Source organism: Arenimonas sp. (assembly GCF_035312645.1).
Lineage (GTDB): Bacteria > Pseudomonadota > Gammaproteobacteria > Xanthomonadales > Xanthomonadaceae > Arenimonas.
Genome location: NZ_DATGBO010000136.1, coordinates 1 through 15,888, shown reverse-complemented (window position 1 = coordinate 15,888; position 15,888 = coordinate 1). Strand labels below are relative to the sequence as shown.

General features: G+C 63.3%; 18 protein-coding genes, 1 tRNA gene and 1 pseudogene. 17 read left to right on the top strand and 3 right to left on the bottom strand.

The genetic code is table 11. The features are described from left to right. The 4 genes and pseudogenes from VKM35_RS12220 to VKM35_RS12205 all read left to right on the top strand — a co-directional run. Nucleotides 1-147: pseudogene (locus VKM35_RS12220) on the top strand (tryptophan synthase subunit alpha); the annotation flags it as partial. A gap of 57 nt (nt 148-204) precedes the next feature. Then, complete coding sequence (gene accD, locus VKM35_RS12215) at nt 205-1,080, top strand: acetyl-CoA carboxylase, carboxyltransferase subunit beta (protein WP_324321292.1); 876 nt, start codon at nt 205-207, stop codon at nt 1,078-1,080. Between the two features lie 4 nt (nt 1,081-1,084). After that, on the top strand, nt 1,085-2,425 hold the full coding sequence (gene glmM, locus VKM35_RS12210; protein ID WP_324321291.1) for a phosphoglucosamine mutase: 1,341 nt from the start codon (nt 1,085-1,087) through the stop codon (nt 2,423-2,425). A gap of 31 nt (nt 2,426-2,456) precedes the next feature. Next, entirely contained in the window at nt 2,457-3,392 is a 936-nt protein-coding gene (locus VKM35_RS12205; RefSeq protein ID WP_324321290.1) for an isopenicillin N synthase family dioxygenase, read from the top strand. 60 nt (nt 3,393-3,452) lie between these two features. Here VKM35_RS12205 and VKM35_RS12200 read toward each other — a convergent pair whose 3' ends face one another. From VKM35_RS12200 to VKM35_RS12190, 3 genes are read right to left on the bottom strand one after another with little or no spacing between them, the layout of a single operon-like run. Continuing rightward, nucleotides 3,453-3,986, bottom strand: coding sequence for a DNA-deoxyinosine glycosylase (locus VKM35_RS12200; protein ID WP_324321289.1), 534 nt, complete (start codon nt 3,984-3,986; stop codon nt 3,453-3,455). Beyond that, complete coding sequence (locus VKM35_RS12195) at nt 3,983-4,660, bottom strand: DUF6445 family protein (protein ID WP_324321288.1); 678 nt, start codon at nt 4,658-4,660, stop codon at nt 3,983-3,985. The genes VKM35_RS12200 and VKM35_RS12195 overlap by 4 nt, the downstream gene beginning before the upstream one ends. Next, complete coding sequence (locus VKM35_RS12190; RefSeq protein WP_324321287.1) at nt 4,657-5,463, bottom strand: SDR family oxidoreductase; 807 nt, start codon at nt 5,461-5,463, stop codon at nt 4,657-4,659. The genes VKM35_RS12195 and VKM35_RS12190 overlap by 4 nt, the downstream gene beginning before the upstream one ends. Before the next feature lie 175 nt (nt 5,464-5,638). On the opposite strand from VKM35_RS12190, the gene tpiA reads away from it, so the two are divergent. From tpiA to VKM35_RS12125, 13 genes are all read left to right on the top strand, one after another. After that, the gene (gene tpiA, locus VKM35_RS12185) at nt 5,639-6,391 is read left to right on the top strand and encodes a triose-phosphate isomerase (protein ID WP_324321295.1); all 753 of its coding nucleotides are present in this window, start codon (nt 5,639-5,641) and stop codon (nt 6,389-6,391) included. 9 nt (nt 6,392-6,400) lie between these two features. After that, complete coding sequence (gene secG / locus VKM35_RS12180) at nt 6,401-6,865, top strand: preprotein translocase subunit SecG (RefSeq protein WP_324321286.1); 465 nt, start codon at nt 6,401-6,403, stop codon at nt 6,863-6,865. 51 nt (nt 6,866-6,916) lie between these two features. Continuing rightward, nucleotides 6,917-7,001, top strand: a tRNA-Leu gene (locus VKM35_RS12175). A gap of 177 nt (nt 7,002-7,178) precedes the next feature. Continuing rightward, nucleotides 7,179-7,670 (top strand): hypothetical protein, encoded by a 492-nt coding sequence (locus VKM35_RS12170; RefSeq protein WP_324321285.1) that lies wholly within the window; start codon nt 7,179-7,181, stop codon nt 7,668-7,670. 353 nt (nt 7,671-8,023) lie between these two features. Then, nucleotides 8,024-8,380: an NADH-quinone oxidoreductase subunit A gene (locus tag VKM35_RS12165; protein WP_324321284.1), complete on the top strand. Its 357-nt coding sequence runs from the start codon at nt 8,024-8,026 to the stop codon at nt 8,378-8,380. Continuing rightward, on the top strand, nt 8,371-8,925 hold the full coding sequence (locus VKM35_RS12160) for an NADH-quinone oxidoreductase subunit B family protein (RefSeq protein ID WP_324321283.1): 555 nt from the start codon (nt 8,371-8,373) through the stop codon (nt 8,923-8,925). The genes VKM35_RS12165 and VKM35_RS12160 overlap by 10 nt, the downstream gene beginning before the upstream one ends. Before the next feature lie 18 nt (nt 8,926-8,943). Continuing rightward, the gene (locus VKM35_RS12155) at nt 8,944-9,666 is read left to right on the top strand and encodes an NADH-quinone oxidoreductase subunit C (protein ID WP_324321282.1); all 723 of its coding nucleotides are present in this window, start codon (nt 8,944-8,946) and stop codon (nt 9,664-9,666) included. Next, nucleotides 9,663-10,922: an NADH-quinone oxidoreductase subunit D gene (locus VKM35_RS12150; protein ID WP_414636653.1), complete on the top strand. Its 1,260-nt coding sequence runs from the start codon at nt 9,663-9,665 to the stop codon at nt 10,920-10,922. Before VKM35_RS12155 ends, VKM35_RS12150 begins: the two co-directional genes overlap by 4 nt. A gap of 14 nt (nt 10,923-10,936) precedes the next feature. Then, on the top strand, nt 10,937-11,101 hold the full coding sequence (locus VKM35_RS12145) for a hypothetical protein (RefSeq protein ID WP_324321281.1): 165 nt from the start codon (nt 10,937-10,939) through the stop codon (nt 11,099-11,101). After that, nucleotides 11,098-11,625: an NADH-quinone oxidoreductase subunit NuoE gene (nuoE, locus tag VKM35_RS12140; RefSeq protein ID WP_324321280.1), complete on the top strand. Its 528-nt coding sequence runs from the start codon at nt 11,098-11,100 to the stop codon at nt 11,623-11,625. The genes VKM35_RS12145 and nuoE overlap by 4 nt, the downstream gene beginning before the upstream one ends. Nucleotides 11,626-11,635: 10 nt before the next feature. Beyond that, entirely contained in the window at nt 11,636-12,985 is a 1,350-nt protein-coding gene (nuoF, locus tag VKM35_RS12135) for an NADH-quinone oxidoreductase subunit NuoF (protein ID WP_324321279.1), read from the top strand. A 139-nt stretch (nt 12,986-13,124) separates the two neighbouring features. Continuing rightward, nucleotides 13,125-15,437: an NADH-quinone oxidoreductase subunit NuoG gene (nuoG, locus tag VKM35_RS12130; RefSeq protein WP_324321278.1), complete on the top strand. Its 2,313-nt coding sequence runs from the start codon at nt 13,125-13,127 to the stop codon at nt 15,435-15,437. 56 nt (nt 15,438-15,493) lie between these two features. After that, nucleotides 15,494-15,888 (top strand): NADH-quinone oxidoreductase subunit H (locus VKM35_RS12125; protein WP_324321293.1); only part of this gene is annotated, 395 nt, incomplete at its 3' end.

Here is a 15,888-nt window from a genome sequence, read left to right as displayed (position 1 = left end):
GCGCTGATGGCGCCGATCGCCGATGGCATCGTGGTCGGCAGCGCCCTGGTCGAGAGCCTGGCGACGGCACAGTCGCCGGCCACTGCCGCTGAATCCGCGCGCGCCTTTCTCGCGCCCCTGCGCCAGGCGTTGGACGCCCTGGCGTGAACCTCCCGGCACGATCGGGCTAAACTCCCCCCTCAATTGGATACTGCGAGTGGCTCGATGAGCTGGTTGACCAAACTGATGCCTGCGCGCATCCGCACCCAGGGCGGCGGCAAACGTGGCGTGCCCGAAGGCCTGTGGGAAAAATGCGAACGCTGTGGCGCCGCGCTGTACGGCCCCGAGCTGGAAAAAAACATCCGCGTCTGCCCCAAATGCGGCAATCACATGGCGATCGCCGCGCGCGAGCGTCTCGCGTCCTTCCTCGATGAAGGTGAAGTCCTGGAGATCGGCGCCGAACTCGGCCCGACCGACGCTCTGCATTTCAAGGACCAGAAGAAATATTCCGATCGCATCAAGGCGACGCAGAAAAACGTCGGCGAGCGCGACGCGCTGGTGTCGGTGCAGGGAAAGCTGTATGGCCGCGACATCTGCGCCAGCGCTTTCGAATTTCGTTTCATGGGCGGCTCGATGGGCTCGGTGGTCGGCGAACGTTTCGCGCTCGCAGCCGAGCGTGCGCTGGAAATCGGCAGCCCGTTCGTCTGCTTCTCCGCTTCCGGCGGTGCGCGTATGCAGGAAAGCCTGTTCTCGCTGATGCAGATGGCCAAGACCTCGGCGGCGATCGGCCGCCTGCGCCAGGCCGGACTGCCTTACATTTCCGTGCTCACGCATCCGACCACCGGCGGCGTCACCGCCTCGCTGGCCATGCTGGGCGATCTCAACATCGCCGAGCCGCAGGCGCTGATCGGCTTTGCCGGCCCGCGCGTGATCGAGCAGACCGTGCGGGAAAAATTGCCGGAAGGTTTCCAGCGCTCGGAATTCCTGCGCGATCACGGCACCGTCGACATCATCATCGACCGCCGGGAAATGCGCGATCGCATCGCCGCGCTGCTGGCCTTGATGATGAAGCAGCCGGCTCCGGTCATCGCCGAGGCCTGAGGGCATGGCCGGGCGCAAGTATTTCGGTACCGACGGTATCCGCGGCCGGGTTGGCGAGGGTGCGATTTCCGCCGATTTCATGCTGCGCCTGGGGCGCGCCGCCGGTCGCGTACTTGCCGGCGACAAGGCGCATGCCACCGTCGTGATCGGCAAGGACACGCGCATTTCCGGTTACATGTTCGAAGCCGCACTTGAGGCCGGGCTGGTCGCGGCCGGCGCCGACGTGCGCCTGCTCGGGCCGATGCCGACGCCGGCGGTGGCGTATCTGACGCGCTCGTTGCGCGCCGATGCCGGCATCGTGATTTCCGCCTCGCACAATCCGCACGAAGACAACGGCATCAAGTTTTTCTCGGCGCAGGGCGAGAAACTCGCCGATGCCGTCGAGCTGGCCATCGAGGCCGAACTCGACCAGCCTTTCGCCACCGTCGCCTCCGAGCATCTCGGCAAGGCCGCACGCATTGCCGACGCGCTCACCCGCTACGGCGAGTTCTGCAAAGCCAGCGTTCCGGAAGAATTTTCCCTGCGCGGCGTGAAGATCGCGCTCGATTGCGCGCATGGCGCAACCTATCAGGTCGCACCGAAGGTTTTTTCCGAACTCGGTGCGACCGTCACCGCGATCGGCGTGCAGCCCGATGGCCTGAACATCAATCGCGATGTCGGCTCGATGCATCCGGAAGCGTTGATCGCGCATGTCCGCGCCAGCGGTGCCGATCTCGGCATCTGTTTCGATGGCGATGGCGACCGCGTGTTGATGATAGACAGCGACGGCCGCCTGCTCGACGGCGACGCGCTGATCTATCTGCTCGCTACCGACTGGCAGGCCAGCGGCCGCTTGCGCGGCCCGGTGGTCGGCACGCTGATGACCAATTACGCGATGGAAAAAGCCCTGGGCGAGCGCGGCATCGCTTTCGTGCGCGCCCGCGTCGGCGATCGTTTCGTCCACCAGGCGTTGGTCGAAGGGCAGGGCACGCTCGGCGGCGAAGCCTCCGGGCATCTGCTTTGTCTCGACAGTGCCAGCACCGGCGACGCCATTGTCGCCGCCTTGCAGGTGCTGGAAGTTCTGCAGCGGCGCGGTCTGTCGCTCAAGGACGCACTCGCGGACTATCGACCGCTGCCGCAGAAAACCGTCAACGTGCGCATTGCTGCCGGCGCCAAACCGTTGGACGCGCCTGCCGTGCAGGCCGCGCGCGCCGAAGCGGAGTCGGCGTTGTCTGGCAAGGGCCGACTGGTGCTGCGTCCTTCCGGTACCGAACCGGTGGTGCGCGTGACCGTCGAAGCCGCCGATGGCGAACTGATGCAACAGGTGCTTGATCGTTTGTCCGATGTCGTCCGCGCTGCCGTCTGAATCCATTTCACACCGAACCATGAGCCCGACCATGAGCCAGATTCCTTCCCTCGATATCCGCCGTTTCGAAACCGATCGCACCGCCTTCGTTACTGAGCTCGGCGCCGCGTATCGCGAATGGGGCTTCTGCGGCATCAGTGGCCACGGCATCGCGCCGGCACTGATCGATGGCGCCTACGAGGCGTTCAAGGCTTTCTTCGCGCTGCCGGAAGAAACCAAGCGCAAATACCATGTGCCTGGCAGTGGCGGCGCGCGCGGCTACACGCCGTTCGGCATCGAGACAGCGAAGGATTCCAAATACGCCGACCTCAAGGAGTTCTACCACGTCGGTCGCGAGCTGCCGGCCGGCTCGAAGTACGCCGATGTGATGTCGCCGAACCTGTGGCCGGAAGAGGTGCCGCAATTCAAGCGTTACGCCTACGAACTCTACGAAGCGCTCGATGCGCTCGGCTCGCGCGTGCTGTCGGCGCTGGCGTTGCATATCGATCTGCCCGGCGATTTTTTCCTCGACAAGACCAACTTCGGCAATTCCATCCTGCGGCCGATCCACTACCCGCCGATCACCGCCGACAACATCCCGAACGTGCGCGCCGGTGCGCACGAAGACATCAACTTCATCACCCTGCTGGTCGGTGCGAGCGCAGCCGGGCTGGAAGTGAAGTCGCAGAAAGGCGACTGGGTGCCGTTCACCTCCGAAGCCGACACCATCGTCGTCAACATCGGCGACATGCTGCAGCGTCTGAGCAATCACGTGTATCCCTCGACCACGCACCGCGTGGTCAATCCGCCGGGCGAGGCTGCGCGCAAGCCGCGCTATTCGACGCCGTTTTTCCTGCATCCGAATCCCGACTACCTGATCGAAACCCTGCCGGGCTGCATCAGTGCGGCAAATCCGGATCGCTATCCGACGCCGATCACCTCGCATGAGTACCTGATGGAGCGTCTGCGCGAGATCAAGCTGGTCTGACTTTAGCGGTGGTGTTTTCGCTGCGGCGATCGTGCCGTCGCCGAAACTCGCATGACGGATTCAGGTGCGCTCGCCGCCGGCGAGTGCCTGCCGCCAGGCCTCCAGTTTGCGCTCGTAGCTGATCGCCGCGTTCGCTGGACTGGTGGATGGCAGACGCTGGAACTGCAACGTCGTCGTCGACAGCCCTGGCCGCACCAGTCGGTCGAATGTCGTCGCTGCCGTCGCGCCGTTGAACAGCACGCGCTGCAACTGTGGGTGCGCGCGGAAAAAATTGGCGAAATCATTCGCCCGCATCGAGTCGCCGTGGATGTCGGCGTCGAGGCTGCCGCGGCGTTCGCAGGATTCGAGCACGTCCCAGAGCGCGATGCCGGCGGTCTGCAACTTCTGCAGCCGATGTTCGTAAGCGAGTTCGCGGCCAGCGCCGGTGAGTTCGCCGAGGATCCGCCAGAAAATATTCCGCGGATGCGCGTAGTACTCGACGGCATCCAGCGAGGCCTTGCCCGGCATGCTGCCGAGGATGAGGATGCGCGCGTCGGCGGCTGCGACGGGCGCGAAACAATGCAGACGCGGCAGCGATTCGCCGGGCAAGGTCACGCCATCCAGAAAAACACCGCCGCCATGCGTTTCTCGGCGAGCTCATGACCCCAGTACGCCGTCGCGCTGTGGATCAGGTTGGCGCGATAGACCAGCAGGCGGTTGAAACGGTGATCGATACGCAGGTCTTCGACGAAGGAGTTGGGCGGCACGAAGCGCGCGCCCAGCGCCTCGACCAGGTTGTTGTGCGGCGGCGATACCATGTTGCCGCCGAGTTGCCCGTTCGGCAGGCGTTGCCGGTAGAAACTCGTTCCGCAGTCGTCGGGTACGGCGGGGTTGAGATACAGCACGGCGGCGTAGCGGCAGATCTTGCGCGAATCGGTATGCGGTCGCGACTGGCATTCCCCTTCGCCGACCACCTGCACGCAGTTGTGATTGGAATGCGCGCCGTCCGGCACGGCCTCGGCCCAGAGCTTTTTCGTTTCGGTGACCTTGCGTACCCAGGCCTCGATGCTGGCGAGTTCATCGGGCTCCAGCGCCGGGATTGCGCGCAGGCCCGGCCAGCTTTCCGGCTTGTGCGGATAGCCTTCGATCCAGTCGGTCTTGGCCAGGCAACGCGCACGCACGGCCTCGGCGTTGGCCAGGGCGTTGTCCAGAACCCAGTAGTCGCGGCCTTCGGTGGGCTTGCGATACGGCAGGATGGCGAGGCGGGGTGCTGCGGGCGGCATGCTCATTCGTCGTCCCGGAAATCCTTGCTCTTGCTCGCGACCAGGGCTCGCGCGAGAGCGTCAGGCAAGTACTTGCATATGAAAGCCACGACCTTGTTGGCGAACCCCGTCACCACGCGTGTCTTGCCCGCCTCGACGGCATCGACGCCGATCTTCGCGACCTGCTCGCTGCTCAGCCAGAGAAATTTCGGCAGCTGCGAAATCTTCGCGCGCATGCCATTGACGTCGTGGAATTCCGAGTAGGTGAAACCTGGGCACAAGGCAGTGACGTGGATGCCGCGCGGCGCGCATTCCAGCGCCAGGCATTCGCTGAAGCGGATCAGCCAGGCCTTGGTCGCGCCATACATCGTGTGTCCGGCCGAGGCCGGCACGAGGCCAGCCAGCGAAGCGATATTGAGAATGCGGCCGCGACCAGCGGCTTCCATCGCCGGCAGATAGAGGTGGGTGAGTTCGCCGATCGCGACGATCATCACCTGCAGGAAATCACCATGGGTTTTCCAGTCGCGCGAAAGATAGCGCCCGGGCACGCCGTAGCCGGCATTGTTGACCAACGTGTCGACGAATAGACCACGCGCCTGTGTCTGCTCGAACAACCGCTGCGGCGCATCGGGTTGCGCGAGATCGCAGGTGATGACGGTGCAGGGCGCGTTTACGCCGAGTTCGGTTGCCAGTGCTTCCAATCGTCCGGTCCGGCGTGCGACCAGGATCAGCGCCTTGCCACGACGCGAATATTCGCGGGCGATGGCTTCGCCGATGCCGCTGGAAGCGCCGGTGATCAGGACATAAGCGCGTTGTTCCGGCGATGACATGTACGCTCCTCGGGTGAGCGCCGATTGTGCCCGGAATCGCCTCCATCCTCACGCGGCGTTCGGCCCGGGGCGGCGCTCGCCCATTCGGCCGGCAGAGGGTGAGGTGGATAAAAACATCGACGCAGGCGTTATCCTTGCCGCCTCGCTTTGCCGCTTAGCTGAAAAGGAGTTCGAAATGCGCCCCAGGATTGTTGCCGGTAACTGGAAATTGCATGGCGATCGCGTTTTCGCGAAAGCACTCCTCGATGCTGTCGTCGGCGCCACCCGTCCGGCCGATGTCGAACTCGCGATCCTGCCGCCACTGCCGTATCTCGCTGAACTGATCTGGCAATACGACAAGGCCGGTCTGAAGTTCGGTGCGCAGGATATTGGCGTCAACGTGCAGGGCGCGTTCACCGGTGAGGTTGCCGGCGCGATGCTGAAAGACATCGGCTGCCGTTATGCGCTGGTCGGGCATTCCGAGCGCCGCGAATACCACGAGGAAAGCGACGAGCTCGTCGCCGAGAAATTCGTCGCCGCGCAAAAGGCCGGACTGGTGCCGATGCTCTGCGTCGGCGAGACCTTGCACCAGCGCGAGGCCGGCCAGACCGAATGGGCGATCCAGCGCCAGCTCGCGGCGGTATTCGAGCGCGCGGGCGTCAGCGCCTTCGAAAACGCCGTGCTCGCCTACGAGCCGGTCTGGGCGATTGGCACCGGCCGGACCGCGTCCCCGGCTCAGGCCCAGGAAGTGCATGCCTTCATCCGTGGCGAATTCCGCGCGCAGGATGCTAGAATCGCCGGCTCGCTCCCGATCATTTATGGCGGAAGCGTAAAACCCGCCAACGCGGCCGAGCTGTTTTCGCAGCCGGATGTGGATGGCGGCCTGATCGGGGGGGCATCACTTGTCGCCCAGGATTTTCTTGCCATCGCCAACGCGGCGGCACGCTGAAAACGAACCATGATCCAGACCTTGCTCAATGTAGTTTTCGTGCTGATCGCGATCGCCATGATCGTGCTCATCCTGCTCCAGCGCGGTGCGGGCGCCCAGGCCGGTTCCGGCTTCGGTTCCGGCGCCTCGGCCACCGTCTTCGGTGCGCGCGGCTCGGCGAACTTCCTGTCCAGCGCCACTAAATGGCTGGCAGCGGCGTTCTTCGGGATCAGCCTGTTCATGGCCTGGCAGTCCGGCCAAGTCGCCAAGAACGTGCCCAAGAAGGCCGATCTCGGCGTGATGTCCGATCTGCCCGCCGCGGCTCCCGCCGGCAAGACGACGCCTGCACCGGCGCCGTTGCCCGCAGCCTCGACGGCCCTGCCGGTTTCTGCACCGACCACGCCGATCATCGCGCCCGCACCGACCGCTGCTCCGGCGCCGGCCAAGGCAGGCGAAGCTGCTCCGGCACCGGCCGGGAACAGCAAGGGCGGTTGATCCGCTGGTACAATTCACTCCCGCTCCGGTGACGGATCGGGACGATACAAAGCCCAGATGGCGGAATTGGTAGACGCACTACCTTGAGGTGGTAGCGACTTAGGTCGTGGGGGTTCGAGTCCCCCTTTGGGCACCAATGATGAGTTCAGGCCATCGAGTCAGCCTGGAACCCTAAAACCCGCCTGATGGCGGGTTTTTTGTTTGTTGGAAAGGGATAGAGGCAGTTCCGGTGGAGCAAGGCCTTTTGCTATTTCCGGCGCCTTTTCTTCAAGCCAGAGACGGATGATTGGCGATGATAAAAAAATGCTCTGCCGTGGAATCGCAAGAAATCCTGGACCGGATGCTGCTTGGGGCAATGCTGGATTCGTTCCGGGTATGTAGCTCTATGCTGGAAATCCGATTCCTTCGCATTCCGGTAGTGCCAGAAATTCCAGGCGAGGTCTGGCTGACAGCGACGTGTGTTTTGCTGGTCAAGACATCCCACGGCGAGCTTATCGTGTCTGAACCACTTGATTCATTTGTGGAGGAAAGAAGGGCAGCCATCCTGGGGTTGTATGACCTGATCGGGGAAAGTGTTGTCGGGATCAATATTGCCGAGAACAATCAGTTGAATTGTCAGATAGGCAGCACACAGCTGGTTTTCTCCCCGGACTTGTCCGTCGAGGACGATGCATGGGAAATGGAATCCAAGCAAAGCGAAAACGAACAGTGTTGGTACTTTGGCTGTTTCGGTGATGGGGAGTTGGTTTGCAGGCTTCCGGACGAATCGTGGAAAAGACTTGCGGTGCCTCGATCCAGTCGCTGAGCTCGAGGTGGTCGCAGCGCACGCTTGTGGTCAGGCTTTGGCCGCGTGGCGGACTGGATGGCCCGTGACCCCGGAAAATGTACTCTGACCCGGGTTTTCTCTAGCGCGATCCCGCCGCCTGCCCGTAAACTACCGGACTAGGTTGCGCCGCCCTCATATCTGCCGACCGCCCGACGGGCGCAGGTGAGGGGTGTTTGGGGATGGATTTCCGAGCCGCTGGTCCGTTGGCCTAGACAAATCAATGTCTTGGGCGGGTCTTCGGGCCGCTTTCGACCAACCTATCAATCGGCCCTTGCCCGCCTGGCGGCGCGACGGCAGTAACGCGCCCAATGGCGCTGGCAAAGGAGTCGCGCATGCTGGGCGAATATCTGCCGATCCTGTTGTTCCTCGCGGTCTCCACCGTGGTCGGCGTGGCGTTGCTGGTCCTGGGCAATCTGCTCGGCCCGCAGCGTCCGGAAAGCGAAAAACTCTCCCCCTACGAATGCGGCTTCGAGGCCTTCGAAGACGCGCGCATGCAGTTCGACGTGCGCTACTACCTCATCGCCATTTTGTTCATCGCCTTCGATCTCGAAATCGCCTTCGTCTTTCCCTGGGCGGTGATCTTCCGCTCGCTGGGCGTGACCGGCCTGTACGAGATGGGCATCTTCCTTGGCCTGCTGGTGCTGGGCTTTATCTACGTCTGGAAAAAGGGAGCGCTCGAATGGGAGTGATCCAAACCGTCTCGAACGTGATGCACAACCCGTTGCCGATCCAGACGGTCGACGACATCCTGCGTCCCGGTTCCGACAACCCCCTGATCGAACGCGGCTTCGCTACCACCAGCGTCGACACGCTGATCAACTGGGCGCGCACCGGCTCGATGTGGCCGATGACTTTCGGTCTCGCCTGCTGCGCGGTGGAAATGATGCACGCCGGCGCCTCGCGCCTGGACCTGGATCGCTACGGCGTGGTGTTCCGCCCGTCGCCGCGCCAGTCCGACGTGATGATCGTCGCCGGTACTCTGGTCAACAAGATGGCCCCGGCCCTGCGCAAGGTCTACGACCAGATGCCCGACCCGAAATGGGTGATCTCGATGGGCAGCTGCGCCAATGGCGGCGGTTACTACCACTACTCGTATTCGGTGGTGCGCGGCTGCGATCGCATCGTGCCGGTCGACATCTACGTGCCGGGTTGCCCGCCGACCGCCGAAGCGCTGGTCTACGGCATCTTGCAGCTGATGAAGAAAATCCGTCGCACCAACACCATCGCCCGCTAAGAAGGCACCGTCGACGCCATGCCCGAACCGACCCTGACCCTCTCCGACCGCATCAAGGCCCGCTTCGGCGAACAGGCCTTGTCCGTCGTCGAAGCCCGCGGTGAAACCACGCTGGAAGTGCCGGCTGCGGCCTTTCGCGATGTCGCGCTGGCATTGCGTGACGACGCCGATTTTCGCTTCGAATGCCTGATCGACCTGTGCGGCGTCGACTACCTCAGCTATGGCGAGGATGAGTGGGATACGGCGGACGTGTCGTCGGAAGGTTTTTCCCGCGGCGTCGAAGGGCAGGGCGCAGGCCGCTTCACCTGGGAAGATCGTCCGCGCGGCAAGGGCCCGGAGCGGCGTTTCGCGGCCGTCGTGCATCTGTTGTCGATCACGCACAACCGCCGGCTTCGACTTCGTTGTTTTGCGTTGGACAACAGCTTGCCCGTGGTGCCATCGCTGACGGCCGTATTCCCAGTATCCAATTGGTTCGAGCGCGAGGCCTTCGACGTGATGGGCATCGTCTTCGAAGGTCATCCGGACCTGCGCCGCATCCTCACCGATTACGGTTTCGTCGGTCATCCGTTCCGCAAGGACTTCCCGCTGATCGGCAACGTCGAAGTGCGTTACGACGCCGAGAAAAAACGCGTGGTCTACGAACCGGTCAGCATCGATCCGCGCGTCGGCGTGCCGCGCGTCGTGCGCGAGGACTCGCGCTGGCAGGCCGCACAGGCCGAACAGGCACAGGTGAAAAAGTGAGCGTGCAGGAAATCCGCAACTACACCCTGAACTTCGGCCCGCAGCATCCGGCCGCGCACGGCGTGTTGCGCCTGGTGCTGGAAATGGATGGCGAAGTCGTGCAACGCGCCGACCCGCATATCGGCCTGCTGCATCGCGGCACCGAGAAACTTGCCGAATCCAAGCCGTTCAACCAGTCGATCGGCTACATGGATCGCCTCGATTACGTGTCGATGATGTGCAACGAGCACGCCTACGTTCGTGCCATCGAAACGCTGATGGGCCTGGAAGTGCCCGAACGCGCGCAATACATCCGCACGATGTTCGACGAGATCACCCGCATCCTCAATCACCTGATGTGGATCGGCTCCAACGGTCTCGATCTCGGCGCGATGGCGGTATTCCTGTACGCGTTCCGCGAACGCGAAGAATTGATGGACGTGTACGAAGCGGTGTCCGGCGCGCGTCTGCATGCGACCTACTACCGGCCCGGCGGCGTCTACCGCGATCTGCCGGACAAGATGCCGCAGTACAAGGAATCGCCGTGGCGCAAGGGCGCCCAGCTCAAGAGCCTGAACGAATCGCGCGAAGGTTCGCTGCTCGATTTTCTCGAAGCGTTTACCAACGATTTCCCGCGTCGTGTCGATGAGTACGAAACCCTGCTCACCGACAACCGCATCTGGAAACAGCGCACCGTCGGCATCGGCGTCGTGCCGCCGGAGATGGCGATGGCCTGGGGCATGAGCGGCCCGATGCTGCGCGGTTCCGGCATCGCCTGGGACCTGCGCAAGAAGCAGCCTTACGCCGCCTACGACAAGGTCGATTTCGATATTCCGGTCGGCGTGCAAGGCGACTGCTACGACCGTTACCTGGTCCGCGTCGAGGAAATGCGCCAGTCCAATCGCATCATCAAGCAGTGCATCGAATGGTTGCGGCGCAATCCCGGTCTGGTGATGGCGAAAAACTTCAAGGTCTCGCCGCCGTCGCGTGCTGAGATGAAAGACGACATGGAAGCGCTGATCCACCACTTCAAGCTGTTCACCGAAGGTTATTCGGTGCCGGCGGGCGAAGTGTATTCGGCAGTCGAAGCCCCCAAGGGCGAGTTCGGCGTGTACCTGCTGTCGGACGGCGCCAACAAGCCGTTCCGCCTGAAATTGCGGGCGCCGGGCTTCGCGCATCTTTCCTCGATGGACACGATCGTGCGCGGCCACATGCTGCCCGACGTGGTCGCGATGATCGGTACTTACGACATCGTGTTCGGCGAGGTGGATCGGTGAGCCGAAGCGTCAAAATGAATCAAATCGCCGAAGCGGAGCGCACGCGCGTGCGTTTCGACCAAGCTGATATCGGGCAGCGACTCGAAACGTACGCGCGTGCGCCCCGCGTGTTCGCCACTGCTGCAGGCAGTCGCTTCCAGCAGTCGAACAAAGCAATCGGAAAAGAACTGACCGCATGAAAGCCACCGGCAATTTCGAAGCCTGCCAGCACGTCGACCCGATGGTCGCGCTGACGGCTGTTACCCGCGAACACATCGATCATTGGGTCGCGAAGTTTCCGCCCGATCGCAAACGCTCGGCCGTGATCCAGGGCTTGATGGCCGCGCAGGAACAGAACGGTGGCTGGCTGACCGATGAAATCATCGCCGCCGTCGCCAAGTATCTCGGCCTGCCGCCGATCTGGGCTTACGAAGTCGCGACTTTCTACTCGATGTTCGACCTGCAGCCTGTCGGCCGCAACAAGGTCGCCATCTGCACCAACATCAGCTGCTGGCTCAACGGCGCCGAAGACCTGGTCCGCCACGCCGAGAAGAAACTTGGCTGCAAGCACGGCGGCACCAGTGCCGACGGCCGCATTACCCTGAAAATTGAAGAAGAGTGCCTGGCTGCCTGCGCCGGCGCGCCGATGATGGTGATCAATGGTCACTATCACGAGCGCCTGACGCCGGCGAAGCTCGACGAACTCTTCGACGGACTGAAGTAAGGAACCGCCCATGGCTCACTCCGAGACCCACGGCCCGGTCGGCCCGGCCCCGCAGGAACACAGCGTCGTCTACACGACCCTGCATTTCGACACGCCCTGGTCCTATGAAAACTATCTCAAGACCGGCGGCTATTCCGCCTGGCGCAAGATCCTCGCCGAGAAGATCCCGCCCGAGCAGGTCGTCGACATGGTCAAGCAGTCCGGCCTGCGTGGCCGCGGCGGCGCAGGCTTCCCGACCGGCTTGAAGTGGAGCTTCATGCCGCGCAGCGCGCCCGGCCAGAAGTACATCCTGTGCAACTCCGACGAATCCGAACCGGGCACCTGCAAGGATCGCGACATCCTGCGTTACAACCCGCATTCGGTGATCGAAGGCATGGCGATCGCCTGCTATGCGACCGGTTGCACCGTCGCCTACAACTATCTGCGCGGCGAATTCCACCACGAGCCCTTCGAACACTTCGAGCAGGCCCTGAAGGATGCGTACGCGAATGGCTGGCTGGGCAAGAACGTGCTCGGTTCCGGCATCGATGTCGACATCCACACCGCGCTTGGCGCCGGCGCCTACATCTGCGGCGAAGAAACCGCGATGATGGAATCGCTGGAAGGCAAGAAAGGCCAGCCGCGCTACAAGCCACCGTTCCCCGCGAACTACGGCCTGTTCGGTCGCCCGACCACGATCAACAACACCGAAACCTATGCGTCCGTACCGGCGATCATCCGCAACGGCGCCGAGTGGTTTCTCGGTCTGGGCAAGCCCAACAACGGCGGCCCGAAGATTTTTTCCGTGTCCGGCCACGTCAACAAGCCGGGCAATTATGAAATCCGTCTGGGTACTTCGTTCGCCGATCTGCTCGCGCTCGCCGGCGGCGTGCGCGACGGCAAGAAACTCAAGGCGGTGATCCCGGGCGGCTCGTCGATGCCGGTGTTGCCCGCCGACACGATGATGGCCTGCACGATGGATTACGACTCGATCCAGAAAGCCGGCTCCGGCCTGGGCTCGGGTGCGGTGATCGTGATGGACGAAACCACCTGCATGGTCCGCGCCTGCCAGCGCATCGCGCGTTTCTACTACGCCGAAAGCTGTGGCCAGTGCACGCCCTGTCGCGAAGGCACCGGCTGGATGTATCGCGTGTTGACCCGCATCGTCGAAGGTCACGCGACCATGGATGATCTGAACATGCTCAAGGCCGCCGCCGGCCAGATCGAAGGCCATACCATCTGCGCTTTCGGCGAAGCCGCCGCCTGGCCGGTGCAGGGCATGCTCCGGCACTTCTGGCACGAATTCGAATTCGCGATCGTCAACAAGCGCTTCCTGGTCGACGAACCGGTCGCCGCTCCTGCCGTGGAGGTCGCGGCATGAGTCGTTCCCGGCTTCCCAGGGATTTCGTCATTCCCGCGAAGGCGGGAATCCAGTGTCTTTCGCGCATTCGCGGGAGCTCGTCAGAACAAAGTCGCTGGATTCCCGCCTTCGCGGGAATGACGGCGGAGAGGAACGCGCAATGAGTGCGCAGCCAACCAACAACACCGCGCCCGACACGGTGAACATCGAAATCGACGGCGTGCCGATGCAGGCGCCGAAAGGTTCGATGATCATCCATGCCTCCGACAAGGCCGGCATCCCGATCCCGCGTTTCTGCTACCACGAGAAACTGCCGATCGCGGCCAACTGCCGCATGTGCCTGGTCGATGTAGAGAAGATGCCGAAACCGGCGCCGGCCTGCGCAACGCCGGTGATGGAAGGCATGAAAGTCACCACCCAGACCAAGCGCGCGCTCGATGCGCAGCGCAATGTCATGGAATTCCTGCTGATCAACCATCCGCTCGATTGCCCGATCTGCGACCAGGGCGGCGAGTGCGAATTGCAGGACGTGTCGATGGGTTATGGCCGGTCGGTCAGCCGTTACGTCGATCGCAAACGCGTGGTCGTCGACGAGGATATGGGTCCGTTGGTCGCCACCGACATGACTCGCTGCATCCAGTGCACGCGTTGCGTGCGTTTCACCGCCGACATCGCCGGTACCTACGAACTCGGTGGTCTCAATCGCGGCGAGAACCTGCAGATCGGCACCTACGACGGCAAACCGTTGACCACCGAATTGTCCGGCAACGTCATCGACGTCTGCCCGGTCGGCGCGTTCACCAACAAGGTGTTCCGCTTCAAGGCCCGCGCCTGGGAATTGACCGCTCGCGATTCGCTCGGCTATCACGACGCGCTCGGCTCCAACCTGCATCTGCACCTGCATCGCGGTGAAGTGGTGCGCACCGTGCCGCGCGACAACGAAGCCGTCAACGAATGCTGGCTGTCGGATCGCGACCGTTATTCGCATCAAGGCCTGTACGCCGCCGACCGTGCCACGCAGCCGCTGCTGCGCGAAGGCGACGGCTGGCGCGAGGCGAGCTGGGAAGAAGCCCTGGCCGTCGCCGCCGACCTGATCAAAAACACGGCAGCGAACGATCTCGGCGTGCTCGCGCATCCATCGACCTCGAATGAGGAAGGCGCCTTGCTCGCTGCATTCGCGAAAGCGCTTGGCACCGGCAACATCGACCACCGCCTCAAGCAGCTCGACTTCGCCGATGCCGCCGTCGCGGAAGCCTTCGCGATGCCGGTTGCGGACATCGAGAAGGCCGCCGTGGTCGTGCTGGTCGGCTGTAATATCCGCCATGAAATTCCGCTGCTGCACCAGCGAATGCACAAGGCCGGCAAGCGCGGCGCGAAGATTTTCGCGATCAATCCGGTCGACTTCAATTTCACTTTTTCTCTCGCCGGCAAGCGCATCGTGCTGCCGTCGAAACTGCCGGCGGCGCTCGCTGGTGTCGCGCAGGCCGCAGGCGCCAGCCTGGCGTCAGCGCTTGCCGTGGATGCCGACGATGTTGCGCGCCAGATCGCCGACGCGCTGAAGCAGGCCGACGGCAATGCTGTGATCGTGCTCGGCGAACTCGCCGAAAACCATGTCAATGCCTCGCACCTGCACGCCGCCGCACGCGCACTTGCGCAGGCCACCGGCGCTCGCCTCAATCGCATTCCGCAGGGCGCGAACGCACTCGGTCTTGCCCGTCATGGCGTGCTGCCGACCGGGCAGGGCAGGGATGTCGCGAAGATGCTGGCCGGTTCGCTCAAGACGGCTGTGCTGTACGGCATCGAGCCGACTTACGACTTTGCCAACAGCACGCAGGCGCTGACGGCTTTGTCAGCCGCGAAGGTGATCGCGTTCTCCGCATTCGCTTCCGAGGATCTGAAAAAGATCGCGCAGGTGATCCTGCCGATCGGGCTGTTGCCGGAAATCGATGCGACGCTGACCAATGTCGACGGCAGCGATCAATCCGCGCGTGCTGGCGGCAAGTTGCCGGGCCAGGCGCGTCCGGGCTGGCGCGTGCTGCGCGCACTCGCCGGGTCGATGGCATTGAAGGGTTTCGACTTCACCGATTTTGCCGGCCTGCAGGCGATGCTTGCGCCGGTTGCCGCGGTGTCGGGTGAGGGCCTTGCAACGGCTGCAACGATTTCACCTGGTCTGGAGCGCATCGTCAGCACGCCGATCTATCGCGGCGATGCCGTGTTGCGTCGTGCGGCAGCGTTGAATGCGCATCCGCTGACGCATGGCGCGCGCGCCGTGCTGCATCCGGAAGATGCCTTGGCACGCGGTGTTTCCGAAGGCGCGATGATCAAGGCCGGCGATGGCGTCGGCAGCGCCGCCTTGCCGGTGACGATCAGCGCACGCGTGCCGCATGGCGCGATCTGGATCGAATCGGGTTATGAAGCGACGGCGCCGATATCGCCGACCGCGGGCCTGGCTGTCGTGAGGGCTGGCGCGTGATCGATCTCATCCGCGAATTCCTGCTGCAGTACGGTCTATTCGGCGCCTTTGCCTGGATGCTGCTCAAGGTCCTGTGCGTCACGTTGCCGTTGATTATTTCGGTGGCGTTCTACACCTTGTTCGAGCGCAAGGTGATCGGCTGGATGCACGTGCGCCACGGGCCGCAATTCGTCGGCGGCGTGTTCGGCGTCGGCGTGATCCAGGCGTTCGCCGACGTGTTCAAGATGCTGTTCAAGGAATTGATCGTCCCGAGCAGCGCCAGCCCCTTCCTTTACCGCCTCGCGCCGATCCTCGCGCTAGCGCCGGCGTTCGCCGCGTGGGCGCTGATTCCGTTCGACGCCAACGATCACGGCCCGATCGTGCTGGCCAACGTCAACGCCGGTTTGCTGGCGCTGTTGGCGATGACCTCGATGGGCGTGTACGGCATCATCCTGGGCGGCTGGGCATCCAA

Excerpts from the sequence above, each read along its gene's own strand:
- glmM (WP_324321291.1), top strand. The coding sequence starts at position 1,085 with ATGGCCGGGCGCAAGTATTTCGGTACCGACGGTATCCGCGGCCGGGTT.
- tpiA (WP_324321295.1), top strand. The coding sequence starts at position 5,639 with ATGCGCCCCAGGATTGTTGCCGGTAACTGGAAATTGCATGGCGATCGC.
- VKM35_RS12145 (WP_324321281.1), top strand. The coding sequence starts at position 10,937 with ATGAATCAAATCGCCGAAGCGGAGCGCACGCGCGTGCGTTTCGACCAA.
- VKM35_RS12195 (WP_324321288.1), bottom strand. The coding sequence starts at position 4,660 with ATGAGCATGCCGCCCGCAGCACCCCGCCTCGCCATCCTGCCGTATCGC.
- secG (WP_324321286.1), top strand. The coding sequence starts at position 6,401 with ATGATCCAGACCTTGCTCAATGTAGTTTTCGTGCTGATCGCGATCGCC.
- nuoG (WP_324321278.1), top strand. The coding sequence starts at position 13,125 with ATGAGTGCGCAGCCAACCAACAACACCGCGCCCGACACGGTGAACATC.
- nuoE (WP_324321280.1), top strand. The coding sequence starts at position 11,098 with ATGAAAGCCACCGGCAATTTCGAAGCCTGCCAGCACGTCGACCCGATG.
- nuoF (WP_324321279.1), top strand. The coding sequence starts at position 11,636 with ATGGCTCACTCCGAGACCCACGGCCCGGTCGGCCCGGCCCCGCAGGAA.
- VKM35_RS12160 (WP_324321283.1), top strand. The coding sequence starts at position 8,371 with ATGGGAGTGATCCAAACCGTCTCGAACGTGATGCACAACCCGTTGCCG.
- VKM35_RS12155 (WP_324321282.1), top strand. The coding sequence starts at position 8,944 with ATGCCCGAACCGACCCTGACCCTCTCCGACCGCATCAAGGCCCGCTTC.
- accD (WP_324321292.1), top strand. The coding sequence starts at position 205 with ATGAGCTGGTTGACCAAACTGATGCCTGCGCGCATCCGCACCCAGGGC.
- VKM35_RS12190 (WP_324321287.1), bottom strand. The coding sequence starts at position 5,463 with ATGTCATCGCCGGAACAACGCGCTTATGTCCTGATCACCGGCGCTTCC.
- VKM35_RS12165 (WP_324321284.1), top strand. The coding sequence starts at position 8,024 with ATGCTGGGCGAATATCTGCCGATCCTGTTGTTCCTCGCGGTCTCCACC.
- VKM35_RS12205 (WP_324321290.1), top strand. The coding sequence starts at position 2,457 with ATGAGCCAGATTCCTTCCCTCGATATCCGCCGTTTCGAAACCGATCGC.